A 22497-nucleotide genomic window follows, 5' to 3' on the forward strand; every position below is an offset into this window, starting at 1 on the left:
AAGGAGTGGGTGGACCGGTGCCGACGGTACTGCACCCACTCGTGTGACCGTCGTCGCGCGTCGTAGCCGCAGGTGGGCGCGGCAGTGGAGGGAAGCCCGATCGAGGGAGACGCTGTCGCCACCCTGGACGAGCCAGTACGCTGCGTGACGACGATTCGGCCAACACGACGACGGACAGTGAGCGGACACGCATGAGCACCGACTACTCGCGGGCCCTCGGTGCCCGACTTCGCGCAATCCGGAACCAGCAGGGGCTGTCCCTACAGGGGGTGGAGGACAAGTCGCACGGACGCTGGAAGGCCGTGGTCGTCGGCTCCTACGAGCGCGGCGACCGCGCCGTGACCGTCCAGCGGCTCTCCGAGCTGGCCGTGTTCTACGGCGTACCGGTGTCGGAGCTGCTGCCCGACCCGCGGCCGTCGTCGGCCGTGACGTCGACGACGAAGATCGTGCTGAACCTCGAGTCGCTGGGCTCGCTGCCCGCCGACGAGGCCGGCCCCCTGGCCCGCTACGCCTCGACCATCCAGGCGCAGCGCCACGACTACAACGGCAAGGTCCTCTCCATCCGCGCCGAGGACCTCAAGTCGCTGGCGATCATCTACGACATGAGCCCCGACGAGCTCACCACCCGGCTCATCGAGTGGGGCGTGCTCAACCCCGGCATGGACGGCGCCGCCGCCGGCATGGACGACGACGACGAGGGCTGGGGCGACCGCCGCCGTTCCCCCCGCTGACGACGGCTCCCGCGCCGGCTCGCGGCGGGGCCCGGACGAGGCCCGCACCGGCACCGCCGGTGCCGGCCTCGCTGCTCTCCCGTCGATCCCCTGCTCCCAGCGGTGCCGTCCCCGGACGGGTCACGCGGCGGGAGCGTCGCCACCGCGCTCGGGAACCCGCGGCCAGTGCACCTCCTGCGGACGGCGGGCGCCTGCGTCCACGGCGTGTGCACGGAAGCCTCCGGGTCGGCGGTGAACGGGTCACGGTGCGCGCCCGCGCGACCGCGAACTGTCAGAGGGTCCTCCTAGCGTCCGGTCCGCACCGAGTCCCACGGTGCCTGATGCGAGGAGCACCCCATGAGCACGACCCCACCGGTCGTCCTGCCCGACCGTGACCTGCTGCTCGCCGCCCGCCGCCGGGCCGCGCTGCGCCGGGTGCACCGGCAGCAGTCCAGCGCGCGGATGGCCGCGATGCTGGCCGCCGCCGGGGCCGGCCACCGGGGCTGAGGACCCGACGACACGGGCCGGCGCTCAGCGCCGCGCGGACAGTCTCCGGCCGGGCAGCACCCACTCCGCCAGACCGCTGTGGGTGGGGGCGTTGCGTGGTCCTGGGACCACCAGCGCGTCGGAGAGCTCGGCCCGGCCGGTGATGCCGAGCTTGCCGTAGATGTGGGAGAGGTGCGCCTCCACGGTGCGCACCGAGACGACCAGCCGGTCCGCGATCTGCACGTTGCTCAGGCCCCGGCTGGCCAGCCGGGCCACCTCCTCCTCCCGCGCGGTCAGGGACGGGGGCAGCAGCGCCTGCAGGGACTGGCTGTCCGCCAGCCCGCAGGCGCGTGCCAGCGTGACGCCTCGCGCCAGGGCGGTGGCCGCCGACCGCCGCGCGCCCTGGTGCTCGTGGGCGGCCGCCGCCTCTGCGGCGGCGTCGGCGGCGTTGAGCACCAGGCCGGCCTCCTCGAAGCGGCGGCTGATCCCGTCGAGCTCGTCGCCGTCCTCGGCCGTGATCGCCACCACGTGGTCGGCGAGGTCGCGCACGTAGGCCGACTCACAACGCCGGGCGAGGACCGCGAGCCGGTCGGCCGCGTGCAGGGGGCGCCCGAAGCGGAAGGTGGTGTGCAGCACGACGGCCTCGGTCGTCACCTGCCCCTGCTCGGCGGCCTCGCGGGCGGCCTCGCGGCTGAGTCGGGCGGCCTCGGCGGGGTGTCCCTGGACCCCGGCCACCACGGCGCGCGCGAAGAGGACGAAGGGGACGTAGGCGGGGAGCACGGCGCGCTCGGGGTCGTCGAGTTCGGCGACGAGCTGCTGGGCGCCGTCGACGTCGCCGAGGAGCGCCCGCGCCATCGCGAGGTGGGAGCGGCAGAGCGGCAGGAGGCCCAGCGGGTCGGCCCGGCGCAGGCCCGCCTGCGCGTCCACGAGCCTGCGGACCGCCACCCGCACCCGTCCGGCGACGAGGGCGGCCCAGCCGCAGTGCAGGGCGGCGACGGCGTCCCCGTACCACTCAGGGCCGGCCAGGGTGCACCGGTGCAGCTCGGCCGCGCGGGCCTCGAGCTCACGCGCCCGGCCGCTGAGCCGCAGCGCCATGACCTCGGCCTGCGCCAATGCCAGGTGCACGAAGGCGGGCAGGACCCGCCCGTCCGGCCACGCGAGTCCGGCCCGTCCCTCGGCGACCATCGCCAGCGCCGACCGCGGAGCCCCGGTGACGGCGTGGCCCAGGGCGGCCGCGGCGGTCGCGAGCTGCCAGGCCGGTCCGCCCGCCGGGGCGGTGGAGCGCACGGCCGTCGCCTGGTGCACCGCTCCCGTCGGGTCGCCGCCGTGGAAGGCGAGGACCGCCGCGGTCGCCGCGAGCAGCGAGCGGCCCGGGCCCGGACGGGCCGCCGGGACCTCCCGGTCGAGGACGGCCTGCGCGTCGTCGACCCGGCCGAGGACGCACGCCAGGTCGAGCGCCGCGGCCGCGCTCCGTGCGGCCTCGGTGAGCCGTCCGGCGTCCGGGGCCGGGTCGCTCCCGTCGAGCAGCGCCAGGCGCCGGGCCGCGGCCAGTGCCGGGGACCGGTCGTCCCCCGGGCCGGCGAGGAGCTCGCGCCGGACGAGCCGGAGCACCGCCTCCGGTGCGCGGCTCCGGACGACCTCCGTGTACAGCGGGTGCGCGGCGCGGACGAGACCCGGCGTCCCCCCGGCGTGGTCGACGACGACGCCGAGGCGCTCGAGCCGGGCGAGGGCCTCGGGGCTGCTCAGTGCCTCCACGTCGCCGGCCGGCAGCGGTTCGGCGGTGGCGAGGACCTCCAGCACCCGCCACTCCGCGGCGTCCAGCCGGCCGAGCTGGGCCAGCACGATCTCGCACAACCGCTGGGAGGGCACCATGACGTCCGGCCAGCGCCAGGACCCCTCGTGGTCCCTCAGCCGACCGCTGCGCAGGCCGTCCTCCAGGAGCTCCCGGAGGAACAGCGGGTTCCCGCGGCTGAGCAGCCAGAGCCGCTGACCGGTCCGGGCGTCGACGTCCCCGTCGAGCACCAGGTCGACCAGGCGGACGAGTTGGGTGCGGCGCAAGGCTCGAGCTGGACCCGGTCGGCCAACCCGTCCTTCCACAGCGGGGCGGACGGGTCCGGCTGCTCCGCGTCCGTGCGGACCGTCAGGACCAGGGTGACGGCACTGCTCGCGGCGAGCTGGTGCAGCAGGGTCACCGACATCTGGTCGAGCAGGTGGGCGTCGTCGACCCCGAGGACCGGGGTCGGACCGGTCCCGTCCCCGGCGATGGCCGCCGTCGCCCGCTGCAGCAGGGCCAGACCGGTGGCCCCGTCGTCCACCGCGGGCAGCAGGTGGGCCAGCGCGCCCAGCGGCACGAGCGCCGCGGCACCGGTGGCCACGGCCCACGCCGTCGGGTGGCCCTGCTGCGCGGCGGCGACCAGCGCCTCCCGCGCCAGCCGGGACCGTCCCACTCCCGCGGCACCGGTTATGACCAGGCTGCGCTGCGGCCTGGCGGTGAGCGCGGCTTTCACCGCGCGGAGTTCGGCCTCCCGGCCCACGAGGGGCCAGCGCGTCGCCGTGTCCATCACACGGGACGCGCGCGATCGGGGACGGACCACGGCCACCCGCGTCCCGTCCGTCGTTCCACCGCTCCCGGCCTGAGCTCATCAGCCACAGCCGCTCCCCCGAGCTACTGGTACGGATCTCGCGCGGACGACCTTAGTCACGACTCCGTTACACAATCGACACTCGGCCATACCGAGTCGCAATGGACCGGTTCACGGACGTCTCACGGTCAGGTCGTCACTCTTGGTGATCGAATCCTGGCGTTCAGTCCACCGACGGACCGGACCCGGATCCTCCGGCTGCCGTCCCGGCGCTGACCGCCAGGCCGGCGGGGCCCCCGCCGAAGGCGGCCACCGGAGGCGCGACGGCGGTCGAGCCGCCGACCGTCACCGTCCAGTCCGCCACCACCGTCGACCCTGACCCGGCCCGGGCCAGCCGATCGGCTGGGACCCCGTCGCGGAGGAGGTCGCCCCACAGCCCGGCCGGCACCGCCACGGTGCCGCCGGCGGACGCCGGCCCCTCGATCCAGGCGGCGAGCTGCCGGTGCGGCGGCGTCTGCCCGGACACCGGCAGGAAGAGCGCTCCGGTGCCCACCACGACGAGCGCGGACAGGACGACGGCGCCCCGGAGCAGCGGGTGCGGCCGCCCCGCCGAGGGGCTCCCGGTCCACGCGGCGGCGACCAGCACGCCGAGCAGGACCACGGCGACCACGACCACCGGCAGCGCCGGGCCGGCACCCCGCCAGGGCACCGCCGCCAGCACGGCGGCCGCCCCGGCCGCCGCCGCTACGGGACGGAGGTCGCGGGAGGAGAGGCCGACGCCGACGGCCACAGCCGCGAGCAGCAGGAGCACGGCGCGCTCGGGGCCGTCGAGGGGGAGGTCTGCCGGACCGCCCGGCACGGTGGCCACCAGCGCGGCGATCGGCAGGACGAGCAGGACCCCCAGCCACGACCGGGTGTCCCCCTGGGCCGGGCCGTGGGCGGCGTGTCGGGGGCCGATCGTGTGCCGCGCCGGCGACCGGCCCGGTTCGGCCGCCCCGGCGAGGAGGAGCCCGACGCCCACGGCCAGCGGGACGGCGACCAGGGGCTCGGTCGCCACGCCCACCGCGACGGCGGCGATCCCGAGCGCCCCCATGACCGGACGACGCGAGCGGATGAGGGTGAGGACGCCCACGGCGGCCCAGGCCGTCCCGACGAGCCCGCTCCCGACCGTGGCGAGCACGGTGACCGCCGGCCCCGTGACCAGCACGCCCAGCAGGAGCAGGGCCACCGCGAGCGGACGCACCCCCCGCGACCGGGCGACCACGAGGAGGACCACCACCAGGACGACGGAGGCCACGACCGCCACCTCGCGGGCCCCGGCCAGCAGGGTGTCGTGCCGCCCGAAGGCACCGGTCAGCCAGGCGTAGCCGGCCACCTGCAGGCCCAGCAGCCGCTCGCTGGAGCCCGCGGTGGCGCCGTCCACGCCGTGCAGAGCCGCCCACGCGCCGTCCACCAGCCGGAGCTCCGCCGCGGTGGCCGGGTGCGACCAGGCCACGGAGGCCACCCGCAGGAGCAGGAGGACGCCGAGGCCCGACAGCCCGACGGCCGCGAGGACCCGGCGGGCGGCCGCCCGGTGGGCCGCGCCGACCCGTCCGGCCCAGCGGACGGCGGAGGTGCCGGCGACCAGGGCGACGGGCCGCCGGACGACCAGGGAGGCCAGCGACCACACGACGAGCACGAGGCCGATCCACGGCAGGGCCAGCAGGAAGAGCTGCAGGACGCCCAGCGTGGTGGCCAGGACGTCCCCGCTCCGGGCGTCGGCGTCGAGGTGCCGGACGTACTCGAGCGACGCCTGCCAGGCAGCAGGGAGCAACTGTGGCACGGCGACGAGGACGGCGACCAGCCAGGCGAACAGGGTCGGGACGATCAGCGCGACCCAGAGCAGGATCACCCGGCGTGCCCCCGGCCGGAGCCGGCGCAGCAGCGGGTGCGGGGGACGCCGCGGGAGCAGGCTCCGCACCGCCGGGCCCACGAAACCGAACAGCTCGGGGACCCCCACGAGGTCGGCGAGGATGTAGTAGCCGTCCATCCGCAGGTTGGGCAGGAACTGCCAGGCCGTCTGCGTGTGCATGGTGACCAGCGCGATGATCAGCCACGGCTCGCCCGTGCCCAGGTAGCACAGGCCCAGCGCCAGCATGGCGATGGTGTTGAAGTAGACGCCGCCCAGGTCGGTCCGCAGCCGCCCGACCCGGTCGAGGCGGTAGCTGTCGGTGACCCTGCTGTAGAACGCCGGCCAGACGAGGTAGAGACCGACGCCGACCTCGCCGGGGTGGGCGCCGCCGTAGCGGCAGGCGGTCACGTGGCCGCACTCGTGGAAGGCGGTGAAGACCACCGTGAGGCCGAGGAGGGCGAGGATGAGCCCCGGCTGCCGGGCCACGTCGACGACGGCGGACTCCATCCGGCCGAGGACGTCGCCCTGGGCGACGATCCACACGTCGACGGCGAGGAACGCGGTGACGAGTGCCAGCCACACCGGCCGGGTGAACAGCGGCCGGAAGAACCCCGCGATGCGCCAGGTGACCGAGGCCGGGATCACACCGGCGCGGTGGCGCAGGGCGAGCAGCGGGTCCGCGCGGACCGGCGCCTGCGGAGCCGGGACCCCGGCCTCGCCGACGTCGGCGGGGTCGGGAGCGACGATCCCGGCGGGCCGGAGCCGCTGCTCGACCAGGAAGGTCACCTGGTCGGCGGTCAGCTCCCGGTCGAGCTCGGCGCTGAGGTCGGCCGCGACCTGCTCGGCGTGCCGGCCGTCGAGGGACCCGGCCAGCCGGTAGAGCAGACGGGGTACCTGCATGACCTGCCCGTCGACCCGGCGGATGATGAACCGGGGGTCCTCGTAGGCGGTGTCCTGGTACTCGCCGAGCAGCTCCGTGCCCGGGGCCAGCCGTGGCGGCGCACCCGGCGACGGACGGTCGAGGACCTCGCTCTGCGTCACGTTCGCGTCTCCGTCCCTCGTCGGCCGATCCGGACACGGGGAGGGGCGGCCGGGATCGACCGCCCCTCCCTGGTCACGACGGGTGCCTCAGCAGCCGCCGCGTCCGTGCTGCCCTCAGCCGAGGGCGACGTTGCTGCCGGCGAGTGCCGCGGCGACGGCGGCGTTGAGCTGGTTGCCGCCGAAGTTGATGTTGCCGGCGTTCACCGCGACGGCGATGGAGAGGTTGCCGTTCTGGAAGAAGCCGGCCTGCATGGTGGTGCGCTCCGGCAGCAGCTCGACCTGCTCGTCGGCGAAGAGCTCGAGGGTCTCGGACATGGTGTCTCCTTCAGGATCGGTACTGGGTGGAGTCCGCCAGGAGCAGGACCGCAGTGGTGCCGCCGGACCCTCCTGCTCGCCCCGTGGAGTGCCGGTCCCGGCCGCGGTCCGGGGTCGGCGCGCGGAAGTCTGCAGCCGCCGCAGGACCGGCGGCATCAGCGTCCTGCACGTATCTGTTCCCCTCCGGGCACCGACTCCCGCCGCCGCGACCACCAGCTGCACGACGTCGTGCACGTACGGGGCGGGCCCGGCACGGAGCCGCCGACCACGCGCCCGTCCCTGGGACCACGTAGCCGGTGACGAGCGGGTGGCCGCTGGGGGTGGGAACGCGAAGAGGGGCGGCCGGGAACCGGCCGCCCCTCCCGACCCGGCACGCAGCCGGGCCTCGCTACTCCATCGGCAGGACGCCCGGGTCTCAGCCGAAGTAGAAGTTGCTGCCCGCCGCAGCCGCGGCCACAGCGGCGTTGAGCTGGTTGCCGCCGATGTTGACGTTGAGCACGTTGGCGGCCACCGCGGTCGCGGTGTTGCCGTTTTGCGCGAACACCTGCATCGTCGTGCGCTCCGGCAGCAGCTCGACCTGCTCGTCGGCGAAGAGCTCGGACATGGGATCTCCCTCGGGATCGGTACGGAGTGGCATTCTCCGGGAGTCGTGTCAGGCCGTGACGACCGGACGTCCCCCGCGCCTCGTGGACTGCCGGCCCCGGCCGCGGTCCGAAGTCGGCGGAGGGAGTCTCGGAGGGCGGCACGGGCGCCGGCATCCGGGGAGGACACGTATCCGGCCCGGTCCGTCCCCCACCCTCCGGCGTGCGCGCCACGGCTGTCCACGACCGCTCCACGGAGGGAGGCCGTCCGGCACGGACGGGTCCACCGAGCGCCGGGCGAGTCCCCGGCACGAGAAGAGGGGCGGCCGGAGACCGGCCGCCCCTCCCTGGCCCGGCACAGGCCGGGCCTCGCATCACACCCTCGGCGGGAGGCTCAGACCTCAGCCACCGACGAAGACGTTGCTGCCGGCGAGCGAGAGGGCAGCCGCGATGTTGGCCTGGTCGCCGCCCACGTTGATGTTGCCGGCGTTCACGGCGGCGGCGACGGCGGTGTTGAAGTTCTGTGCCGCGAAGAACTGCATCGTGGTGCGCTCGGGCAGCAGCTCGACGGTCTGGTCCTCGAACATGGGATCTCCTCAGGTGTCGGTTCTGGGGATGAGGCCTGCCGGGATCAGGACTGCGGTGTCGCCGCCGAACCTCCCCGATCGCCCCGTGGACTGCCGGGCCCGGCCGCGGTCCGGGATCGGCAGGCGGAAGTCTCGGGCCGCGCTCCGGAAGGTGGCATCGGTGGCCACCACCGATCTCGGCCGGCCCGCATCCCGGTCCCGGCCGCCGTCCACCACGGTGCCGGGATCGCGCGGTACCTAGGGCGGGGAGGAGGCACGAATCCAGCGGGATCCTCCCTCCCGGATCCGCCGTCCGGGTCGTAGTCTCTGCGGCCCCCGATCCGTCCCGGGTCGCCGGCCGGGTGCGCCGGCCCACGCCGTCGGCACACCCCCGGCGACCCGGAGACCCGGGGCCCACCGACCCGATCGACCGACCCGAACGGATCGTGACCGCTCGATGAACCGTGGCATCCGCCGCCGGGCCCTCGGTGCCGTCGTCGCCCTGCCCGTCGCGCTGCTGCCCGCCTGTGCGTCACGGGAGAGCGCGGACCTCTCGGTCTACGGGCGGTCGGCGCGGGCCCCGGACGCCGCCGTCACCGACCCCGACCAGCCGGTGCCGGTGCTGCGGCCGGAGGTGCTCGCCGAGGTGCCGCACGACCCGTCGGCCTTCACCCAGGGCCTCGAGCTGCACGAGGACACCCTCTACGAGGGCACCGGGCTCGAGGGGAGGTCCCAGCTGCGCGAGGTCGACCCGGCCACGGGCGAGGTCCGGCGGTCCGCCCCGCTCCCCGGCGAGCTGTTCGGCGAGGGCATCACGGTGGTCGGCGACCGCATCTGGCAGCTGACCTGGCAGGACGGCGTGGTGCTCGAGTGGGACCGCGCCACCCTCACCCTCCGCCGGCAGGTGCCGCTGGAGGGCGAGGGCTGGGGCCTGTGCTCCGACGGCACGCGCCTGGTGCGCAGCGACGGAACCGACCGGCTGCACTTCCACGACCCGGACAGCTTCGCCGAGACGGGCTCGGTCGCCGTCACGTTCGACGACGAGCCGGTGACCCAGCTCAACGAGCTGGAGTGCGTCGACGGCCAGGTCTGGGCGAACGTGTGGCAGTTCGACGTGATCGTCCGCATCGACCCGTCGAGCGGGCGGGTGACCGCGCTCGTCGACGCGGCTGGACTGCTCGCCCCCGAGCGACGCACGGACGCCAACGCGGTCCTCAACGGCATCGCCGCGCTGGGCGACGGCGAGTACCTGCTCACCGGCAAGCTGTGGCCCTCCTCGTTCCGCGTCCGGCTCGTGGAGGAGTAGCCCGGTCACCCCGCACGGCCGGGCGCGGCACCACGGACGCCCCCGCGCCGCACCACGGAGGTGCGGGCAGGGACCACGGGACCGCTGCGCGGACCGCACCCTCCGGCGTCGGGACGTGCTGGGATGACGGATCCCGACGACCACCCCGCGACCGCCCGGAGGCCCCCGTGGACAGTCGGCCCCCCGTCCTGCTCTCGGCGCTGCTGCTCGTGTGCGCCTCGTTCTCCGGCAGCGGCCCCGCCGGTCCTGCCGGTCCGCTGTCCGGGTTCCTGGACTCCCTCGGCGTCAGCGCGGCCGTGGGGGGCGGCTCGGGGTCGGTGAGCCTCGTGTCCTGTTCCGGGGACTCCTGCACGGTGACGCTGGGCGGCAGCGGCGCCCGGGCCCACGTCCTCGGGACGACGATCGACTTCGTCTCGATCGACGGCGACCGGGCTGTCCTGCGGGTCGGGGACCAGGACGTCACCTGCACGGCGGGGCAGAGCACCACCGCGGGTGCGCTCGCGCTGTCCTGCACGGAGGTCGCCGGCGACCGGGTGGTGTTCACGGTCACCCGCGGTTGAGGCCGCGCGGCGTCGGGTGCGGCCCCGGCCGGCTCAGCCGGTGGGGACCTCGGCGTCGAGGATGGCACCGAGCACGCCGTTGACGTAGGCCGGCGACTCGTCGGTCGACAGCGCCTTGGCCAGCTCCACGGCCTCGTCGATGACGACGGCGTCGGGGACGTCGTCGGCCCACAGCAGCTCGAAGACCGCCATGCGCAGGATCGCGCGGTCGACGTCGGGGAGCCGCTGCAGCGACCAGCCCGAGGCGTGCCGGCTGATCAGCTCGTCGATGCGGTCGGCGTGCGCGGCCACCCCCTCGACCAGCCGGACGGCGTGGTCGGGGACGGGCGGGGACGGGTCGGCGACGCGCTCGCGGAGCAGCTCGACCGCGTCGGCACCCCGCAGGTCGGCCTCGTAGAGGACGTCGACGGCGCGCTTGCGCGCCTTGGTGCGGGCGGCCACGTCAGGAGGACCGGAGGTGCGTCAGTTGGCGCGGCCGAGGTAGCGGCCGTCGCGGGTGTCGACCTTGAGCTTGTCGCCGGTGTTGACGAACAGCGGCACCTGGATCTGCGCGCCGGTCTCCAGGGTGGCCGGCTTCGTGCCGCCGGTGGAGCGGTCGCCCTGCAGGCCCGGGTCGGTGTGCTCCACGACGAGCTCCAGGGTCACCGGCAGCTCGACGTAGAGCGGCGTCCCCTCGTGGACGGCGACGACGGCCTCGGTGTTCTCCAGCAGGTAGTCCGCGCCGGAGCCCACGGTCTGTCCGGGGACGTGGATCTGGTCGAAGGTCTCGCCGTCCATGAAGACGAAGTCGGTGCCGTCCTTGTACAGGTACGTCATGTTCCGCTTGTCGACCGTGGCGGTCTCGACCTTGGTGCCGGCGTTGAAGGTCCGGTCCACGACCTTGCCCGAGAGCACGTTCTTCAGCGTCGTCCGGACGAACGCGCCGCCCTTGCCGGGCTTGACGTGCTGGAACTCGGTGACGGACCACAGCTGGCCGTCGAGGTTGAGGACCATGCCGTTCTTGAGGTCGTTGGTGGTAGCCATCTAGAGGACCAGCAGTTCCTTGCTCGTGAGGGTCAACAACTCGGGCGCGTCCGCCGTGACGACGAGCGTGTCCTCGATCCGGACACCGCCGTGGCCGGGGAGGTACACCCCCGGCTCCACGGTGACGGCCATGCCGGCGGCCAGGGTACCCGCGCCCGACGGGCCGATGCCCGGCGCCTCGTGGATCTCCAGGCCCACGCCGTGCCCGAGGCCGTGGGAGAAGTGCTCGCCGTGCCCGGCGGCGGTAATGACGTCGCGGGAGGCCGCGTCGACGGCGACGACGTCGGTGCCGACGGCCAGCGCCGCCCGCCCGGCCGCCTGCGCGGCGGCCACCAGCTCGTAGACCTCGCGCTGCCAGTCGGCGGCGTGCCCGAGGACGACGGTGCGGGTCATGTCGGAGTGGTAGCCGTCGACGGTGGCGCCGAAGTCGAGCTTGAGCAGGTCGCCGGCGCGCAGCTCGGTCGCGTCGGGCCGGTGGTGCGGGATCGCCGAGTTCGCGCCGGCCGCCACGATCGTCTCGAACGACGGCGCCTCCGCCCCCAGGGCGAGCATCCGGGCGTCGAGCTCGCGGCCGACCTGCAGCTCGGTGCGCCCCGGCCGCAGGGCGCCCTCGGCGGCCAGCTCGGCCAGCGCCCGGTCGGCGACGGCGCACGCGCGGCGCAGCGCCTCGACCTCGCCGTCGTCCTTGACCGCGCGCAGCGCCTCCACGGCCCGCCGCACGCTGACCAGCTCCGGCACGGTGCCGCCGGCCGCGGCGTCGGCGAGCACCCGCTGCAGCTGCGCGAGGCCGTCGACGGTGACCTCGTGGCTCTCGAAGCCGATGCGCCCGGCGCCGCCGCGCACCGCCTCCTGCGCGAGGGCGGGCACCGTGGCGCGGTCGACGAGCAGCTCGACGTCGGGCACCTGGGTGCCGGCCTGGGTGGTGTAGCGGCCGTCGGTGCCGAAGAGGTCGGATCCGTCGGCGCGCAGCAGCAGCGCGCCGTTGGAGCCGGTGAACCCGGTCAGGTAGCGGACGTTGAGCAGGTTGGTGACCAGGACGGCGTCCAGGCCCCGCTCGGTCGCCGTCGCCCGCAGCCGCTCGCGGCGCTCCGCTGTCCTCACGAGACCCCCCGCGCGGCGAGCCAGCGCAGCGCCAGCTCGTAGCCCTGCACGCCGAGCCCGGCGATGACGCCGTCGGCGACGCCGGACACGTAGGAGTGGTGCCGGAACTCCTCGCGCCGGTGGATGTTGCTGATGTGCACCTCGACCAGCGGGGCGGTCAGCATCGCCAGCGCGTCGCGCAGCACGACCGAGGTGTGCGACCAGCCGGCGGGGTTGACCACGACGGGGTCGCCGGCGTCGGCCGCGGCGTGCACCCAGCGGACCAGCTCGCCCTCCTCGTCGGTCTGCCGGACCTGCACGTCCAAGCCCAGCTCGCCAGCGACCTCCTCGACGCGCGCGACGAGCTGCGCGTACGTCGTCGTCCCGTACTTCTCCGGCTCCCGGGAGCCGAGCCGGCCGAGGTTGGCGCCGTTGAGCACCTGGACGGTCACGAGGGGTCCTCCGAGACTGCGGCCCACGCCGCGTCGAGCCAGGCCTGGTCGGGGTCGGCGAGGATGCGGGGGTTGCCGAGGCCGTCGAGGACGACGAACCGCAGCGTCGCGCCGCGGGCCTTCTTGTCCACCCGCATGACCGCCTGCAGCGCCGCCCAGTCACCGGCGTACCGGGTGGGCAGCCCCATCGCGGCGACGAGGTCGCGGTGCCGGTCGACCTCGGCGCGGGTCAGCAGCCCGGCCTGCCCGGCGAGCTCGGCGGCGAACACCAGCCCGACGGCGACCGCCTCGCCGTGCCGCCAGCCGAAGTCCTCGACCCGCTCGATGGCGTGCCCGAGCGTGTGCCCGTAGTTGAGGAACTCGCGCACGCCGGTGTCGTGGAGGTCCTGCCCGACGGCGTCGGCCTTCACCCGCACCGCGCGCTCGATGAGCTCCTCGGTGTCGCGGCGGCCGGTCGGGTCGGCGGTGAGCAGGTCGAGGATCGTCGCGTCGGCGATGAGACCGCACTTGACCACCTCGGCCATCCCCGACCGGAACTCCGCCTCGGACAGGCCGGCGAGGGCGTCGGTGTCGGCGAGCACGCCGGCCGGCGGGTGGAAGGCGCCGACCAGGTTCTTGCCGGCGGCGGTGTTGATGCCGGTCTTCCCGCCGACGGCGGCGTCGACCATGCCCAGCACGCTGGTGGGCACCTGGACGACGCGCACGCCCCGCAGCCAGGTGGCGGCGACGAAGCCGGCGAGGTCGGTGACCGCTCCCCCGCCCACGCCGATCACGGCGTCGGAGCGGGTCAGCCCCAGCCGGCCGAGCTCGTCCCAGACCCCGGCGGCCACCGCGGCGGTCTTGGCCGCCTCCCCGTCGGGGACGACGACGGCCTCGGCGGCCACCCCGGCGGTCTGCAGCGTCTCGACCGCGGCCCCGGCGAGCGCGGCCAGCGGCCTGGCGTGCACGACGGCGGCCCGGGGCGTGCCGGCCAGCAGCAGCCCCAGCCGTGCCTGGGCCCCGGGGCCGATGACGACGTCGTACGGGTCCTCCCCCGCGACGGTCACCTGCCTCACCGGTCGGCTCCGGCGGGCAGCGCGGCCAGCACCTCGGCGACGACGTCCTGCGGGTCGCGGCCGCCGGTGGTCACCACCACCGTGGCCACCTCGGCGTAGAGCGGCGCGCGCTGCTCGAGCAGGGTGCGCAGCATCGCCCGCGGGTTGACCCCCAGGACCGGGCGGTCACGGGCCAGGCCCGCCCGCCGGACCGCCGAGGCCAGGTCGACGTCGAGGTGGACGACGGTCCCGCCGGCGCGGCCGTAGCCGACCAGCAACGCGCGGCTGGCCGCGCTGAGCACCGCCCCGCCGCCCAGGGCCAGCACGCCGGGGTGCTCGGCGAGCGCCCGGGCCACGGCCCGCTCCTCCATCGCGCGGAAGTGCGGTTCGCCGTAGGAGACGAACAGGTCGGCGACGGTGGTGCCGGCCTCGGCCTCCACGTCGGTGTCGGTGTCGCGGAACGGGCGGGTCAGCGCGGCGGCGACCGCCGTCCCGACCGTGGTCTTGCCCGAGGCCGGCGGGCCGACGAGGACCAGCAGCGGCGCGGTCACCGGTACGGCAGGGCGTCGAGGTAGGCCCGCGCGTTGCGGCGGGTCTCGGCCACCGAATCGCCGCCGAACTTCTCCAGCGCGGCGTCGGCGAGGGTGAGCGCCACCATCGCCTCCATCACCACCGACCCGCGCGGCACGGCGCATGCGTCGCTGCGCTGGTTGATGGCGACCGCGGCGTCACCGGTGGCGACGTCGACGGTGGCCAGCGCCCGCGGCACGGTGGAGATCGGCTTCATCGCCGCCCGCACGCGCAGCACCTCGCCGTTGGTCATGCCGCCCTCGATGCCGCCGGCGCGGTCGGTGACCCGGCGCAGCCGGCCGTCCTCGCTGACGATCTCGTCGTGGGCGACCGAGCCCCGGCGGCGGGCGGTCTCCAGCCCGTCGCCGACCTCGACGGCCTTGACCGACTGCACACCCATGAGCGCGGCGGCCAGGCGGGAGTCCAGCCGGCGGTCCCAGTGCACGTGGCTGCCCAGGCCCGGGGGCAGGCCGTGCACGACGACCTCGACGACGCCGCCGAGGGTGTCGCCGTTCTTCCGGGCGTCGTCGACCTCGGCGACCATGACCTCGCTGGTGGTCGGGTCGGCGCAGCGGACCGGGTCCTCATCGATGCGCGGGTTGTCCTGCGGGCCGGGCAGCACGCCGTCGGGGACGGTGACCGGGCCGATGCCGACGACGTGGCTGACCACCTCGACGCCGAGCGCCTGGCGGAGGAACGCCTTGGCGATCGCGCCGAGGGCGACGCGGGCGGCGGTCTCGCGGGCGCTGGCGCGCTCCAGCACCGGGCGGGCGTCGTCGAAGCCGTACTTCTGCATGCCGGCCAGGTCGGCGTGGCCGGGGCGGGGGCGGGTCAGCGGCGCGTTGCGGGCCTGCCCGGCGAGCGCTTGCGGGTCGACCGGGTCGGCGGCCATGACCGTCTGCCACTTGGGCCACTCGGTGTTGCCGACCTGCACCGCGATCGGGCCGCCCTGGGTGACCCCGTGGCGGACGCCGCCGGTGAGGGTGACGGCGTCCTGCTCGAAGGACATGCGGGCGCCGCGGCCGTGGCCCAGCCGGCGGCGGGCGAGGTCGACGTCGAGGTCGGCGGTCTGCACCTGCACGCCGGCGGGGAGGCCCTCGAGGATGGCGGTGAGCTGCTGGCCGTGCGACTCACCGGCGGTCAGCCAGCGCAACATGCCCGGCATTCTGCCAGCCGCGCACCCGGCCACCTCCGACGGCGGGGGCCGCCACGATCAGGTCCCCTGATCATCGCGCGTCCTCCCTCACGTTCCACGGTCAGGGAGGACGCTCCACGGTCAGGGAGGACGCTCCACGATCAGGTTCCCTGATCATCGCGCGGGGAGCGTCAGGCGAGCGGGCCCCCGAGGGCCAGGGCGAGGACGGCACCGAGCAGCAGCGGCGGGCCGAACGGCAGCGCGGTGCGCCAGCCGGCCCGGCGGGTGGCCACCAGCAGCAATGAGACCGCGGCGCCGGCGAGCAGGCCGAGGAGGACCCCGGCCAACAGCACCCCCCAGCCGGCCCAGCCGAGCACCAGCCCGAGCAGCGCGAGCAGCTTGACGTCGCCGAGCCCGAGCCCCGCCGGGGCGGCCAGCGCGGCCGCCAGGGCGATCCCGCCCGCGGCGGCCGCGGCGAACACGGCGCGCAGCAGTGCCGGCCAGGTGCCCAGGAGGGCGGCGTCGGCGAGCAGCGCGGCGGCGCAGACGGCGGCGGCGGGCAGGGTCACGCGGTCGGGCAGCCGGTGGACGGCGAGGTCGACCTGCGCGAGGACGACGGCGGCGCCGGCGGCCCACGCGAGCGCGAGGGTGGCCGGCCGGGCGCCGGTGAGCAGCACCGCGCCGCACAGCAGCACCGCCAGCAGGGCGCTGCTCGAGAGCACCCGGGCGGGCGAGGGGCGGGCAGCGTCGTCGCGGGCGGCCAGCCGGACGGCGGCCCGGGCGAGCGGGGGTCCGGCCAGGACGGCGGCCGTCACGGCGAGCGCGAGCAGCAGGCCGCGGGGGGCGACGTCGCTCACCCGGCGAGGTGGGCGTCCAGGGCGGCGCGCATCTCCCCGAGCGGCGCGGGCTGCCCGGTCATCAGCTCGACCTGGACGGTGGCCTGCCAGAACAGCACCTCGATGCCGCTGATGACGGCCGCGCCCTCCGCGTCGGCCCGCCCGGCCAGGGGTGTGGGCCAGGGGGCGTAGAGGACGTCGAGCAGCGTCTGCCCCCGCCGCCAGCCGAGCGCCGCGAGGTCGGGATGGGCGCCGATCGGCACCGTGCTGACGACGACGGGGGCCTCGACCGCGCCCGGGGACAGCGGCCGGACGTCGGCGGCGACCCCGAGCGCGCCGAGCACCCGGACGGTGTCGGCGGCGCGGTCGGGCGCCCGGACGAGGACGTCGACGCGCTCGGCACCGAGCTCGGCCAGGGCCACGGCCGCGGCGGCCGCCGTCCCGCCGGCACCGATGATCGCGGCGTGCGCGACCCGCTGGACCCCGCCGGTCTGCAGCGCCATGCCGACGCCGTGGACGTCGGTGTTCTCCGCCCGCCAGCCCGTACCGGTGGGCACGAGGGTGTTGGCGGCGCCCAGCAGCCGGGGCAGCGGCTCGACGGTGTCGGCGACCGCCACCGCCGCCTGCTTGCACGGCATGGTCACCGAGAAGCCGCGCCACTCGGGGCCGAGGCCGGCCAGCAGGACGGGCAGGTCCTCGGGCCCGAGGTCGAGCGCGTCGTAGGTCCAGCCGGTCAGGCCGAGCGCGGCGTAGGCCGCCCGGTGCAGCAGCGGCGACAGCGAGTGCGCGACCGGGCGGCCGAGGACGGCCGCCCGGCCCGGCGGTGCCGGTGCGGGCGCCGCCCGGCCGGCGGCGTCCGGGGCGAGCACGGGCCGGTCAGCCACCGCACCCGAGGCCGGCGTCGGCGCAGGCCTGCCGCGCGGCCTGGAACTCCGCGTAGTCGCCGGTGAAGAAGTGCCGGCCGTCCTCGGAGGCCAAGACGTAGTACAGGAGCCCGCCGGTGGTCGGGGACAGCGCCGCCTCGAGGCTCGCCTCGCCCGGCGAGCTGATCGGCGTCGGCGGCAGCCCGGCCCGGGTGCGGGTGTTGTACGGGCTGTCGGTCTGCAGGTCGGTGACGGTGAGGTCGTTGCCGTTCTTCTGCAGGCCGTAGGCCAGTGTGGCGTCGATGCCGAGCGGGATGCCCTGGGCCAGCCGGTTGTAGACCACCTGGGCGACGTCGGGCCGCTCCTGGTCCAGGCGGGTCTCGGACTGCACCATCGAGGCGACCGTGACGATGTCGTACACCGAGCGGCCGGAGGCGGCGGCCCGCTGCTCGAGCTGCAGGTCGGTGGCGACCTCGGTGAAGCGGGCGACCATGCCGCGCAGCACGTCGGCGGCGGTGTCGTCGGGTTCGACGTCGTAGGTGGCCGGGAAGAGGAAGCCCTCGAGCTGGCCGTCGGCGTAGGCCGGCAGACCGAGGGCGGCGGGGTCGGCGGCGGCCGTCTGCAGGTCCTCGATCGGCAGGCCGGTGGCCTCGGCGACGCGCTGCAGCGTGGCCGCGACGGTGAAGCCCTCGGGGACGGTGACCCGCGAGACCAGCCGGCTGGCGGGGTCGAGCAGCAGGTCCAGCGCGGCCTGGCCGCTCATCTGCGAGCGCAGGGAGTAGACGCCGGGCTGGATGCCCATGGAGTCAGGGTCGGCCTCGGCGGCGTCGACGAAGGGGTCGGCCGAGGCGATGACGCCCTGGTCGACGAGGGTGCGGGCGATGTCGCTGAGGGTGTCGCCGCCGTCGACCCGCACCTCGACGGTGCCGGTTCCGGTGCCGGCGTAGTCCTCGGCCTCGGGGTTGACCAGGCCGATGAGCGCCCTGCCGCCGAAGACGATGCCGGCGACCAGGCCGGCCAGGACGACCAGCGCCAGCAGGTTGGTCAGCGGGCCGCGCCGGCGGCGGCCGGAGCGCCCACGGCGCCCGGTGACGTCGTGGTGGTCGTCGTCGTGACCACCGAGGACGAGGTGGTCGTCGTCGTGGTGGTCGTCGTCGTGGTGGTCGTCGTCGTGGTGGTCGTCGTCGTGGTGGTCGTCGTCGTGGTGGTCGTCGTCGTGGTGGTCGTCGTCGTGGTGGTCGTCGTCGTGGTGGTCGTCGTGGTGGTCGTCGTGGTGGTCGTCGTGGTGGTCGTCGTGGTGGTCGTCGTCGTGGTGGTGGTGGTCCGCGTGGCCGGCCGGAGCCGCGGCCGCCCGGCGGGCGCGCCGGCCGCGGCGGCCCTCGTCGCGGCGCCCGGGACCGAGGACCTCCAGGCCGCCGGTGGCGTCCTCGTCGTCGTGGTGGTCGTCCCAGGGAGCGCCGTCGCGGTGGTCGTCGCGGTGGTCGTCGTGGTGGTCGTCGTGGTGGCCGTCCCAGGGGGTGTCGTCCCCGTGGACGTCCCAGTGGGCGGTGTCGGCAACGTGGTGGCGCGGGTCGACGGCCGGGTGCGCCTCGGTGGGCACGTCGACGGCCTCGATGTGCCGGGTGTCGGCCGCGGTGTCGGCCGCGGTCGCCGGGGGGCGCTGCAGCCGCGACCAGGCGCCCGGCGGGCGGGGCGGGAGCCCGGCCGCGGGCGGGGTGGGCTGCCTGCTGCCGGGCAGGGGGCCGGTGCGGTCGTCGCCGGGAGCGGCGTGCCGGCCGCTCAGCGTGGGAGCGCCCGGCGGGCGGTCGAGGAGGCCGGCGCCGCGGGCGGGGCGACCGGGATAGGCGGGCACCGGGCCGACCGGCGGCCGCGACGTCGGGGGGAGGCCGGCCGCGCGGCCGCGGTCCACGGCGCCCCACGGGCTGCCGGTGCCGCCGAGGGGATCGGGCCCCGCGTGCCGGCCCCGCCCCGACGGCGGCACCGGACCGGTCACGCGCCCACCTCGCTGGCGCTCGGCAGGCACGTGCCCGCCGGTGCTGCACGCCTGTGTGACCTCGCCATCTCGGTCACGAGCGCCCCCGCTGGGCGTCGAGATAGGCCTGGAGGATGACCACGGCGGCGGCCTGGTCGATCACGGGACGCTGGGCGCGGCTGTCGAGCCCGTTCGCGCGCAGGGAACTGGCTGCGGTCACGGTGGAGAGCCTCTCGTCGACGAGGTGCACGGGCACGCTGCCGATGCGCCCGGCGAGTGCCCGAGAGTAGGCACGGGCCTCGCGGGCCGAGGCGCCCGACGCACCCGAGAGGTGCCTCGGCTCCCCCACGATCACCTCTGTCACCTCGTGCTCCACCACGAGCGCCGCGATCTGCTCGAGGTCACCGCCGTCGCGGCGGCGCTCGACGGTCTCCAGCGGGCTGGCCAGCGTGCCGGTGGGGTCCGACAGCGCGACGCCGATGCGCACCGTGCCGACGTCCAGGCCCAGCCGGCGGCCCTGGCGGGTGCGGCGGGGCGGGAGCGGCAGGCCGGCCGGGAGCCCCTGGGACAGGTCGATCTCGGTGGTCTCGTGCGACACGGGCGGAAAGCCCGCGCGCAGGTCGATCGCCTCGGTGGGGTGGTGCACCGGCTGCTGCGGCGGGGTCCGTCGCGGGCGGGACGGCGGCACCGCGGGGCGGCCCTGCACGCGCCGCTCGCCCATGTCGCCGGTCTCGTCGGGGCGCTGCTCGGGCACTCCGGTCACCTCCCTGCGGCGGTCGCGACCGCCTGTTCACCGGCCTGGAGGGCGGCGGGGATGCCGCCCGGGTCCGTCCCGCCGCCCTGGGCGACGTCGGCCTTGCCACCGCCCCGGCCTCCGACCGGGGCGGCCGCGGCACGCAGCACGTCGTTGGCCGACAGGCCGCGCTCCTGGGCGGCGGGGTTGAGCGCCGCGACGAGAGCCACCTTGCCCCCGGACTCCGAGGCGAGCAAGACAACACCCGGGCGGTCGCCGAGACGCCCGCGGACGTCGAGCGCGAGGGTGCGCAGGTCGCCCCCGGACAGCCCGGGCGGCGACGCCGTGACGACGGCGACCCCGCCGACGTCGTGCGCCTGCCCGGCCAGCGAGCCCGCCGCCGCCTGGGTCTGCTGGGCGCGCAGCTCGGCGATCTCGCGGTCGGCGTCGCGCAGTCGGGACAGGATGCCGCCCACCCGGTCGAGCAGGCCGTCGGTCGGGGACTTGAGCAGCTCGCCGAGCTGGCGGACGAGGTCGCGTTCGCGGGCGAGGTAGCGGAAGCCCTCCAGCCCGACGACGGCCTCCACGCGGCGGGACCCCGAGCCGACCGAGGACTCGCCGGTGAGCGCCAGCGTGCCGATCTGGGCGCTGCCGGCCACGTGCGTGCCACCGCAGAGCTCGCGCGACCACGGGCCGCCGATCTCGACGACGCGCACCTGCTCGCCGTAGGTCTCGCCGAACAGCGCGAGCGCGCCGATCGCCTGGGCCTCGGGCAGCGTCATGTAGTCGGCGCGGACCCGGTGGTCGGCGCGGACCGCCGCGTTGGCGACGTCCTCGATGTCGGCGCGCTGCTGCGTGCTCAGGGCGCCCTGCCAGGCGAAGTCCAGCCGCAGGTAGCCGGGCCGGTTGTAGGAGCCCGACTGCAGCGCCTGCGGGCCGAGCACCTGGCGCAGCGCCGCGTGCACGACGTGGGTGCCCGAGTGCGCCTGGCACGCCGACAGCCGCCACTCCCGGTCGACCTCGGCGGTGAGCTCGGCGCCGCCGGCCAGCGCGCCCTCGAGGACGCGCACCTGGTGGACGACCAGCCCCTTGACCGGCCGCTGGACGTCGAGGACCTCGGCGCGACCGCCGTCCCAGGTCAGCGTGCCGGCGTCGGCGACCTGGCCGCCGGACTCGGCGTAGAAGGGCGTGCGGTCGAGCACCACGCGCACGACCTCGCCGGGGCCGGCCCCAGCCCCGGCGGGCCCGCCGTCCTCCCCGTCGAGCTCGGTGACCAGCCCCAGCACGCGCGAGTCGGTGCGCAGGGTGTCGTAGGCGCGCCAGTCGGTCGGGCCGTGCTCGGCGAGCAGCCGGCGGTAGGCCAGGACGTCGACCGACCCGGTGCGCTTGGCGCGGGCGTCGGCGCGGGCCCGGTCGCGCTGCTGCTGCATGAGCGCGCGGAAGCCGGCCTCGTCGACGCTCACGCCCTGCTCGGCGGCCATCTCCAGGGTGACGTCGATGGGGAAGCCGTAGGTGTCGTGCAGGGAGAACGCCTGCTCGCCCGACAGCGCCGGGGTGCCGGCGGCCTTGGCCTCACGGACGGCGGTGTCGAACAGCGCCGTGCCCGAGGAGAGGGTGCGCCGGAACGCCTCCTCCTCGGCGTAGGCGACCGCGGCGATCCGCTCGAAGTCGGTGGCCAGCTCGGGGTAGCTGCCGCTCATCGCGTCGCGGGAGACCGGCAGCAGCTCGGGCAGGGTGGCGGTGTCGACGCCGAGCAGCCGCATCGAGCGGACCGCGCGGCGCAGCAGGCGGCGCAGGATGTACCCGCGGCCCTCGTTGCCCGGCGTGACGCCGTCGCCGATGAGCATCAGGCCGCTGCGGACGTGGTCGGCCACCACGCGCAGCCGGACGTCGGCGTCGTGGTCCTTGCCGTAGGTCACGCCGGCGAGCTCGGCGCCGCGGCGCAGCACCGGCGCGACCTCGTCGATCTCGTACAGGTTGTCGACGCCCTGGAGCAGGAAGGCGACCCGCTCCATCCCCATGCCGGTGTCGATGTTCTTCTTCGGCAGCTCCCCGACGACCCGGAAGTCCTCCTTGCTCCGGACGTCGGTGAGCTCGTACTGCATGAAGACGAGGTTCCAGATCTCCAGGAACCGGTCGCCGGCGGTGTCGACCAGCGGGCCGCCGTCGGGGCCGAACTCCGGGCCGCGGTCGAAGTAGATCTCCGAGCAGGGGCCGCCCGGGCCGTCGGCGCCGGTGTGCCAGTAGTTGTCCTTCTTGCCCAGCCGCTGGATCCGCTCGACCGGCAGCCCGGCGATGCGGTGCCAGGCGTCGGCGGCCTCGTCGTCGTCGAGGTAGACGGTCACCCAGATGCGGTCGGGGTCGAAGCCCAGCCCGCCGTCGGCCACGGAGCCGGTCACCAGCTCCCAGGCGTGCTGGATGGCGCCCTCCTTGAAGTAGTCGCCGAAGGAGAAGTTGCCGTTCATCTGGAAGAACGTGCCGTGGCGGGTGGTCTTGCCCACCTCCTCGATGTCGAGGGTGCGCACGCACTTCTGCACGCTGGTGGCCCGCGGGAACGGGGCCGGCTCGCGGCCGGTCAGGTACGGGATGAACGGCACCATGCCGGCGACGGTGAACAGCAGCGAGGGGTCCGGCGACACCAGGGAGGCGCTGGGGACGACGGTGTGGCCGCGCTGCTCGAAGTGCTGCAGGAAGCGGCGGCGGATCTCGGCGGTCTGCATCTGGGCTCGGTTCTCCTGCGAGGGGTGGCGGCGGCGCGCCG

At 75.8% G+C, this 22497-nt stretch carries 22 protein-coding genes; 4 read left to right on the plus strand and 18 right to left on the minus strand.

All coding sequences use genetic code 11. The features are described 5' to 3' along the window. The first annotated feature begins 191 nt into the window (after positions 1 to 191). Positions 192 to 731 carry a transcriptional regulator BldD gene (bldD, locus tag ACU616_RS25040; RefSeq protein ID WP_446761096.1) on the plus strand — a complete coding sequence of 180 codons (540 nt, stop codon included), beginning with the start codon at positions 192 to 194 and terminating at the stop codon, positions 729 to 731. Positions 732 to 1067: 336 nt separating this feature from the next. After that, entirely contained in the window at positions 1068 to 1217 is a 150-nt protein-coding gene (locus ACU616_RS25045) for a hypothetical protein (RefSeq protein ID WP_446761097.1), read from the plus strand. Between the two features lie 24 nt (positions 1218 to 1241). On the opposite strand, the gene ACU616_RS25050 is transcribed toward ACU616_RS25045, so the two are convergent. The 6 genes from ACU616_RS25050 to ACU616_RS25075 form a co-directional block, all read right to left on the minus strand. Next, positions 1242 to 3068, minus strand: coding sequence for a LuxR C-terminal-related transcriptional regulator (locus tag ACU616_RS25050; protein WP_446761531.1), 1827 nt, complete (start codon positions 3066 to 3068; stop codon positions 1242 to 1244). Positions 3069 to 3103: 35 nt separating this feature from the next. Continuing rightward, a complete protein-coding gene (locus tag ACU616_RS25055) occupies positions 3104 to 3757 on the minus strand; it encodes an ATP-binding protein (RefSeq protein WP_446761098.1) in 654 nt (217 codons plus the stop codon). Between the two features lie 244 nt (positions 3758 to 4001). Then, positions 4002 to 6710: a hypothetical protein gene (locus ACU616_RS25060; RefSeq protein ID WP_446761099.1), complete on the minus strand. Its 2709-nt coding sequence runs from the start codon at positions 6708 to 6710 to the stop codon at positions 4002 to 4004. A gap of 114 nt (positions 6711 to 6824) precedes the next feature. After that, positions 6825 to 7025: a hypothetical protein gene (locus tag ACU616_RS25065; RefSeq protein ID WP_446761100.1), complete on the minus strand. Its 201-nt coding sequence runs from the start codon at positions 7023 to 7025 to the stop codon at positions 6825 to 6827. Positions 7026 to 7440: 415 nt separating this feature from the next. Then, positions 7441 to 7629: a hypothetical protein gene (locus ACU616_RS25070; protein ID WP_446761101.1), complete on the minus strand. Its 189-nt coding sequence runs from the start codon at positions 7627 to 7629 to the stop codon at positions 7441 to 7443. A gap of 378 nt (positions 7630 to 8007) precedes the next feature. Then, positions 8008 to 8193 carry a hypothetical protein gene (locus ACU616_RS25075; RefSeq protein WP_446761102.1) on the minus strand — a complete coding sequence of 62 codons (186 nt, stop codon included), beginning with the start codon at positions 8191 to 8193 and terminating at the stop codon, positions 8008 to 8010. 436 nt (positions 8194 to 8629) lie between these two features. On the opposite strand from ACU616_RS25075, the gene ACU616_RS25080 reads away from it, so the two are divergent. Together ACU616_RS25080 and ACU616_RS25085 are read left to right on the plus strand one after the other, a co-directional pair. Beyond that, positions 8630 to 9478 carry a glutaminyl-peptide cyclotransferase gene (locus ACU616_RS25080; protein ID WP_446761103.1) on the plus strand — a complete coding sequence of 283 codons (849 nt, stop codon included), beginning with the start codon at positions 8630 to 8632 and terminating at the stop codon, positions 9476 to 9478. A gap of 167 nt (positions 9479 to 9645) precedes the next feature. Continuing rightward, positions 9646 to 10038, plus strand: coding sequence for a hypothetical protein (locus ACU616_RS25085; RefSeq protein ID WP_446761104.1), 393 nt, complete (start codon positions 9646 to 9648; stop codon positions 10036 to 10038). 33 nt (positions 10039 to 10071) lie between these two features. Here the strand turns inward: ACU616_RS25085 and nusB are convergent, their stop codons facing one another. From nusB to alaS, 12 genes are all read right to left on the minus strand, one after another. Continuing rightward, entirely contained in the window at positions 10072 to 10479 is a 408-nt protein-coding gene (nusB, locus tag ACU616_RS25090) for a transcription antitermination factor NusB (protein WP_446761105.1), read from the minus strand. 21 nt (positions 10480 to 10500) lie between these two features. Next, the gene (gene efp, locus ACU616_RS25095) at positions 10501 to 11061 is read right to left on the minus strand and encodes an elongation factor P (protein WP_446761106.1); all 561 of its coding nucleotides are present in this window, start codon (positions 11059 to 11061) and stop codon (positions 10501 to 10503) included. Further along, complete coding sequence (locus ACU616_RS25100) at positions 11062 to 12162, minus strand: M24 family metallopeptidase (protein WP_446761107.1); 1101 nt, start codon at positions 12160 to 12162, stop codon at positions 11062 to 11064. Beyond that, entirely contained in the window at positions 12159 to 12593 is a 435-nt protein-coding gene (gene aroQ, locus ACU616_RS25105) for a type II 3-dehydroquinate dehydratase (RefSeq protein WP_446761108.1), read from the minus strand. Before aroQ ends, ACU616_RS25100 begins: the two co-directional genes overlap by 4 nt. Further along, the gene (gene aroB / locus ACU616_RS25110; RefSeq protein ID WP_446761109.1) at positions 12590 to 13648 is read right to left on the minus strand and encodes a 3-dehydroquinate synthase; all 1059 of its coding nucleotides are present in this window, start codon (positions 13646 to 13648) and stop codon (positions 12590 to 12592) included. Before aroB ends, aroQ begins: the two co-directional genes overlap by 4 nt. Continuing rightward, the gene (locus ACU616_RS25115; RefSeq protein WP_446761110.1) at positions 13645 to 14178 is read right to left on the minus strand and encodes a shikimate kinase; all 534 of its coding nucleotides are present in this window, start codon (positions 14176 to 14178) and stop codon (positions 13645 to 13647) included. The genes aroB and ACU616_RS25115 overlap by 4 nt, the downstream gene beginning before the upstream one ends. Next, positions 14175 to 15353, minus strand: coding sequence for a chorismate synthase (gene aroC, locus ACU616_RS25120; protein WP_446761111.1), 1179 nt, complete (start codon positions 15351 to 15353; stop codon positions 14175 to 14177). Before aroC ends, ACU616_RS25115 begins: the two co-directional genes overlap by 4 nt. Positions 15354 to 15523: 170 nt before the next feature. Then, entirely contained in the window at positions 15524 to 16189 is a 666-nt protein-coding gene (locus ACU616_RS25125; RefSeq protein WP_446761112.1) for a prepilin peptidase, read from the minus strand. Further along, a complete protein-coding gene (locus ACU616_RS25130; RefSeq protein WP_446761113.1) occupies positions 16186 to 17052 on the minus strand; it encodes a shikimate dehydrogenase in 867 nt (288 codons plus the stop codon). The genes ACU616_RS25125 and ACU616_RS25130 overlap by 4 nt, the downstream gene beginning before the upstream one ends. Next, a complete protein-coding gene (mltG, locus tag ACU616_RS25135; protein WP_446761114.1) occupies positions 17045 to 19024 on the minus strand; it encodes an endolytic transglycosylase MltG in 1980 nt (659 codons plus the stop codon). The genes ACU616_RS25130 and mltG overlap by 8 nt, the downstream gene beginning before the upstream one ends. 73 nt (positions 19025 to 19097) lie before the next feature. Further along, positions 19098 to 19757 carry a Holliday junction resolvase RuvX gene (gene ruvX, locus ACU616_RS25140; protein ID WP_446761115.1) on the minus strand — a complete coding sequence of 220 codons (660 nt, stop codon included), beginning with the start codon at positions 19755 to 19757 and terminating at the stop codon, positions 19098 to 19100. Positions 19758 to 19762: 5 nt separating this feature from the next. Next, positions 19763 to 22456, minus strand: a complete 2694-nt coding sequence (alaS, locus tag ACU616_RS25145) for an alanine--tRNA ligase (RefSeq protein WP_446761116.1) — start codon at positions 22454 to 22456, stop codon at positions 19763 to 19765. Positions 22457 to 22497: the final 41 nt, after the last annotated feature.

The organism is Geodermatophilus sp. URMC 62, assembly GCF_052931475.1.

Coding starts and splice junctions, on each gene's coding strand:
- ACU616_RS25080 (WP_446761103.1), top strand. CDS start 8,630: ATGAACCGTGGCATCCGCCGCCGGGCCCTCGGTGCCGTCGTCGCCCTG.
- ACU616_RS25070 (WP_446761101.1), bottom strand. CDS start 7,629: ATGTCCGAGCTCTTCGCCGACGAGCAGGTCGAGCTGCTGCCGGAGCGC.
- alaS (WP_446761116.1), bottom strand. CDS start 22,456: ATGCAGACCGCCGAGATCCGCCGCCGCTTCCTGCAGCACTTCGAGCAG.
- ACU616_RS25065 (WP_446761100.1), bottom strand. CDS start 7,025: ATGTCCGAGACCCTCGAGCTCTTCGCCGACGAGCAGGTCGAGCTGCTG.
- ACU616_RS25075 (WP_446761102.1), bottom strand. CDS start 8,193: ATGTTCGAGGACCAGACCGTCGAGCTGCTGCCCGAGCGCACCACGATG.
- ACU616_RS25045 (WP_446761097.1), top strand. CDS start 1,068: ATGAGCACGACCCCACCGGTCGTCCTGCCCGACCGTGACCTGCTGCTC.
- aroC (WP_446761111.1), bottom strand. CDS start 15,353: ATGTTGCGCTGGCTGACCGCCGGTGAGTCGCACGGCCAGCAGCTCACC.
- bldD (WP_446761096.1), top strand. CDS start 192: ATGAGCACCGACTACTCGCGGGCCCTCGGTGCCCGACTTCGCGCAATC.
- efp (WP_446761106.1), bottom strand. CDS start 11,061: ATGGCTACCACCAACGACCTCAAGAACGGCATGGTCCTCAACCTCGAC.
- ACU616_RS25050 (WP_446761531.1), bottom strand. CDS start 3,068: ATGGTGCCCTCCCAGCGGTTGTGCGAGATCGTGCTGGCCCAGCTCGGC.
- ACU616_RS25055 (WP_446761098.1), bottom strand. CDS start 3,757: ATGGACACGGCGACGCGCTGGCCCCTCGTGGGCCGGGAGGCCGAACTC.